Origin of the sequence: Acetobacter syzygii (genome assembly GCF_000964225.1) — a bacterium.
Taxonomy (GTDB): domain Bacteria; phylum Pseudomonadota; class Alphaproteobacteria; order Acetobacterales; family Acetobacteraceae; genus Acetobacter; species Acetobacter syzygii.
In genome coordinates, this window is the sequence record NZ_BAMZ01000017.1 from 1 (window position 1) to 3,542 (window position 3,542).

Consider the following 3,542-nt stretch of genomic DNA (forward strand, 5'->3'; position numbering starts at 1 on the left):
GCGCTCTGGCCTTTCGATCGGCTGACTGCCTTCACTGACAGATGATAGATCGCCATGATCTTCCTTTGGCGTAAACGGGTTGCAAGGGGCTGTGCCCCTGCCGCACGCAAACTCTGCGAGTTTGCATAAGTGCGCCCTTCATTCCTACGTCATTCAGGGTGACAGCCACAAGTGGCTGATTTATTGTCGCCAAAAATAACCAGTCTTGCGGGATAGGTCATGGCTAAAACAAACGAAGAAATCATCGCAGATGAAAAGAAGAAAATCGAGCAGGCAAAGGCTCGTATTCAGACCATCATGGCGCGAGAAAGTGCCAAAGAACGGAAGCTGGATACACGCCGCAAGGTGATCCTCGGTGGCCTCCTGATGGACGTGGCCAAAAAGGAAGTGAACTGGAACCGGGGATTACGCCAGTTGATCGAACGGATCAGCCGGGAGAACGACAAGCGGGCGTTCGAGGGATACACCCCGCCGCCAACCCCGGAAACCAGCGGTCATGAGTGACGCGCGGTCCGAAGGGAAAAAACTTTTCACGGATCTGCAAACCAGCCTGAAAGACGCCCAAGACGCCTTCACTGGACTGGCCGCAGAACAGAAACGACAGTGCGAGACGATCAGGGACGCCGCCGAAAAAGCCTCTAGGACAGCCGTAGAGGCGTCCGAAGCGTTCGCGGTATCAAAACCACGCCTGATGATCTGGACAGCCCTCTGTGCGGCCCTGCTGGTCTCTGGCGGGTGGTTGGCAGCGTTCTGGGTCGGACGACATGACGGCTGGGCCGCTGGTCATGTCGCTGGCAGACAGGAAGCCCTCACCGCCCATGCCGCCGCGTCATGGGCGAATACCGCCAGTGGGAAGATGGCCAAACAACTGGATGACCTCGGCAACCTCCAACCTCTGGCGACTTGCAACGTCCCCGGATTCTCCATCCAGAAGGGAGAGAAGGGCGTTCGCTGGTGTGTGGTTGCTGGAACAGACGGGCAGTTCCACGGGTGGGCGATGCCCTGACTAACCCTTCCCTCTTCCTGAGCAATTCGGAAGATCAATTCCCTCTGGCCTAACACGCTGAAAACGGGAGTTTTCCACTGAAAAAGAAGGGGATCATAGGGGAAGATTTAAATCTTAAAATTATCTAGGGATTTGCAGCCGCCTTTTTTCTGGCAGGAACCCGCTAAAAATAGCTTGCCATTAGGTCGCACCACGTGCGACCATAAAGTCGCACCACGTGCGACCTATTCGGCTCCTATACAGAGGTTTCCCACATGCGGAACGTCACCCATCTCAAGACCCGTAAAGACCGGCTCCGTGAAGATCAGGCCGAGCAGGTTCGCCAAGCCCTTTTGCCCTTTTTCGACAACCCAGATTTTGACCACGATGCCCTTGGCCGGGTCATGATCACTGTTCAGCGCATCACCACCCCATCCCCCGGAACAACGGAGCCCTTCGTCATGATCCGTCCCGCACAGAACCGCGCTGTCACCCTGTGGTTGATGAAAAACAGTAAGCGCCCCATGAAGGCAGTGGATATCTGGACCCTCCTGTTCGACCACCTGTTCCCACATACCGGCCAGATCATGCTGACCCGCGAGGAAATCGCAGAAAAGGTGGGAATCCGAGTTAACGAAGTCACGGCCATCATGAACGAACTGGTGTCCTTCGGCGCAATTTTCTCCGAGCGGGAAAAGGTAGCCGGTATGCGAGGACCGGGTCTCGTCCGCTACTACATGAACCGGCATGTGGCCGAAGTTGGCAGCCGTGCCACGCAAGAGGAATTGGCCCAGATTCCAAAGCCGGGAACCAAGCTGGAAGTCATTAAGGGAGGCATCACATGAGCAATGCCCTTTACGACCAAGATTTTTACGCATGGACGACCGAACAGGCCGGATTACTGCGCGCCGGGAAACTATCCGAGGCGGACCTTGAACACATCGCCGAGGAAATCGAGAGCATGGGAAAATCCGAGAAGCGCGAGCTGATCAGCCGTCTGACAATTCTGCTTCTCCACCTACTCAAGTGGGAGTTTCAGCCCGTCCGCCGTGGACCATCATGGCGGCTCTCGATCGCCAATACGCGAGATGCTCTGACCGATCATCTGGCCGACAACCCGAGCTTGCGAAGCGTTCTGGAAGCAAGCGTGGAAACGGCCTATCGCCGTGCCCGCCGTGATGCGGCTTTGGAAACCGGCCTATCAGAAAACACTTTCCCGGCAGTCAGTCCGTGGTCTTTCAGCCAGATGATGGATGAAGACTTCTGGCCTGAATCCTAAACGAAACCAAAATAGAAAGGTTAATGATATGAATGTATATAAAGTTAAAATTGACAAAACATCAAAAACAATAACACAAATTTATAGCTGTTTACAGGAATTTAAAGAAGTTTTGCTTGAACAAAATCCATTAATTGAAATAGAAACGTCAGTTAATGATGATACACTTATAATAAAAACTACAGCATCCACTGAAGAACTGTTATATGGTGTTCTTTGTGCTTTTTAATACATAACTTAACAATCAAAAGACTGATCTATCTCCCTCGCCGCGGACGAGGACGAAGACTCTGTTCTGTGGTTTCCTGTTTCCAGCGAGCCTCTCTTTCGGCCCGCTCCTGCGCTTCGCGCCGGTCTTGCGCGAAGCGTTCCGCCACGGCCTTCTGTCGCTCTCGCTCGGCCCGTTCCTTTTGCTCGATGGCGTCCCGGCCCACCTCGTCGGCCAGATCGGCAAACCAGTCCATCAGGTCTTCCGCTGCCTGCTGCACCTTGGCGATGGCCTGTTCCGCGCTTTCGATGATCTGGCGCAGGGCTTTCGCAATCCCGTTCTTCTCGGCGGCATCCGCATTTGCCCTGGCACGATAGGTCCGGGGTTCATACTCCCGGCCTTCCTGCTCGGCCTGGTGTGCGGCCTTGCGTTCGACCGCCGTGCTATGCGGTCCGAGATGTACGCCAGGCACAACCTCGGCCCCCTGTCGTTCATAGCTCCGGTGATCGACGCGGGCGGCCTGTCCGGCCCGCTCTAGGGCCTCGTTGCACTGCATGGCCCACAGTTCCCGCAGGCTCTCGATCTCGGCGCTGCCGGTCTTGGCCGCGTCCAGCACGCGGGTCTTCTCCCCCAACCCGTCAGGCTCCACCACCCGGGTCGTGGTGAGGATGTGGGCATGGTGGTTCCGCTGGTCGCCTTCCCTGCCGGGGGCATGGATGGCGATGTCGGCCGCCACGCCGAACCGCTCTACCACAGCCTCCGCGAACTGCCGGGCCAGCGCCTCGCGCGCCGCACCGTCCAGTTCGGCGGGCAGAGCCAGTTCATATTCCCGCGCCACGGTCGAGTTCTTCCGCTTCTCGGTGGCCTCGGCTGCGTTCCACAAAGCAGCCCGGTCGTGCGCCCACTCACACCCGGAAGGTGCGACGATAAAGGACGCTTCGACACCCCGGCGCCGAGTGTAGTCGTGCGTCTTTCCCTCGCGTTCATCTGTCAGGTCATCGCCGGAACGATAGGCCGCAGAAGCAACCGCGCTCTGGCCTTTCGATCGGCTGACTGCCTTCACTGACAGA

Annotated in this window: 6 protein-coding genes; 5 read left to right on the forward strand and 1 reads right to left on the reverse strand. The window is 56.8% G+C overall.

All coding sequences use genetic code 11. The features are described 5' to 3' along the window. The first annotated feature begins 219 nt into the window (after nt 1-219). From Absy_RS07380 to Absy_RS07400, 5 genes are all read left to right on the forward strand, one after another. Nucleotides 220-504 carry a hypothetical protein gene (locus tag Absy_RS07380; protein WP_048854107.1) on the forward strand — a complete coding sequence of 95 codons (285 nt, stop codon included), beginning with the start codon at nt 220-222 and terminating at the stop codon, nt 502-504. After that, nucleotides 497-1,006 (forward strand): cupredoxin domain-containing protein, encoded by a 510-nt coding sequence (locus Absy_RS07385; RefSeq protein ID WP_048854108.1) that lies wholly within the window; start codon nt 497-499, stop codon nt 1,004-1,006. The genes Absy_RS07380 and Absy_RS07385 overlap by 8 nt, the downstream gene beginning before the upstream one ends. Before the next feature lie 254 nt (nt 1,007-1,260). Further along, complete coding sequence (locus Absy_RS07390) at nt 1,261-1,830, forward strand: hypothetical protein (protein WP_048854109.1); 570 nt, start codon at nt 1,261-1,263, stop codon at nt 1,828-1,830. Then, on the forward strand, nt 1,827-2,264 hold the full coding sequence (locus Absy_RS07395) for a DUF29 domain-containing protein (RefSeq protein ID WP_048854110.1): 438 nt from the start codon (nt 1,827-1,829) through the stop codon (nt 2,262-2,264). The genes Absy_RS07390 and Absy_RS07395 overlap by 4 nt, the downstream gene beginning before the upstream one ends. Further along, nucleotides 2,239-2,493, forward strand: a complete 255-nt coding sequence (locus tag Absy_RS07400; protein ID WP_146802666.1) for a hypothetical protein — start codon at nt 2,239-2,241, stop codon at nt 2,491-2,493. Before Absy_RS07395 ends, Absy_RS07400 begins: the two co-directional genes overlap by 26 nt. A gap of 28 nt (nt 2,494-2,521) precedes the next feature. Here the strand turns inward: Absy_RS07400 and mobQ are convergent, their stop codons facing one another. Further along, entirely contained in the window at nt 2,522-3,541 is a 1,020-nt protein-coding gene (gene mobQ, locus Absy_RS07405; RefSeq protein WP_048854112.1) for a MobQ family relaxase, read from the reverse strand. Nucleotide 3,542: the final 1 nt, after the last annotated feature.

What these genes read in the sequence shown, in the direction of transcription:
- Absy_RS07380 (WP_048854107.1), top strand. Translation starts at nt 220, where the DNA reads ATGGCTAAAACAAACGAAGAAATCATCGCAGATGAAAAGAAGAAAATC.
- Absy_RS07395 (WP_048854110.1), top strand. Translation starts at nt 1,827, where the DNA reads ATGAGCAATGCCCTTTACGACCAAGATTTTTACGCATGGACGACCGAA.
- Absy_RS07385 (WP_048854108.1), top strand. Translation starts at nt 497, where the DNA reads ATGAGTGACGCGCGGTCCGAAGGGAAAAAACTTTTCACGGATCTGCAA.
- Absy_RS07390 (WP_048854109.1), top strand. Translation starts at nt 1,261, where the DNA reads ATGCGGAACGTCACCCATCTCAAGACCCGTAAAGACCGGCTCCGTGAA.
- Absy_RS07400 (WP_146802666.1), top strand. Translation starts at nt 2,239, where the DNA reads ATGAAGACTTCTGGCCTGAATCCTAAACGAAACCAAAATAGAAAGGTT.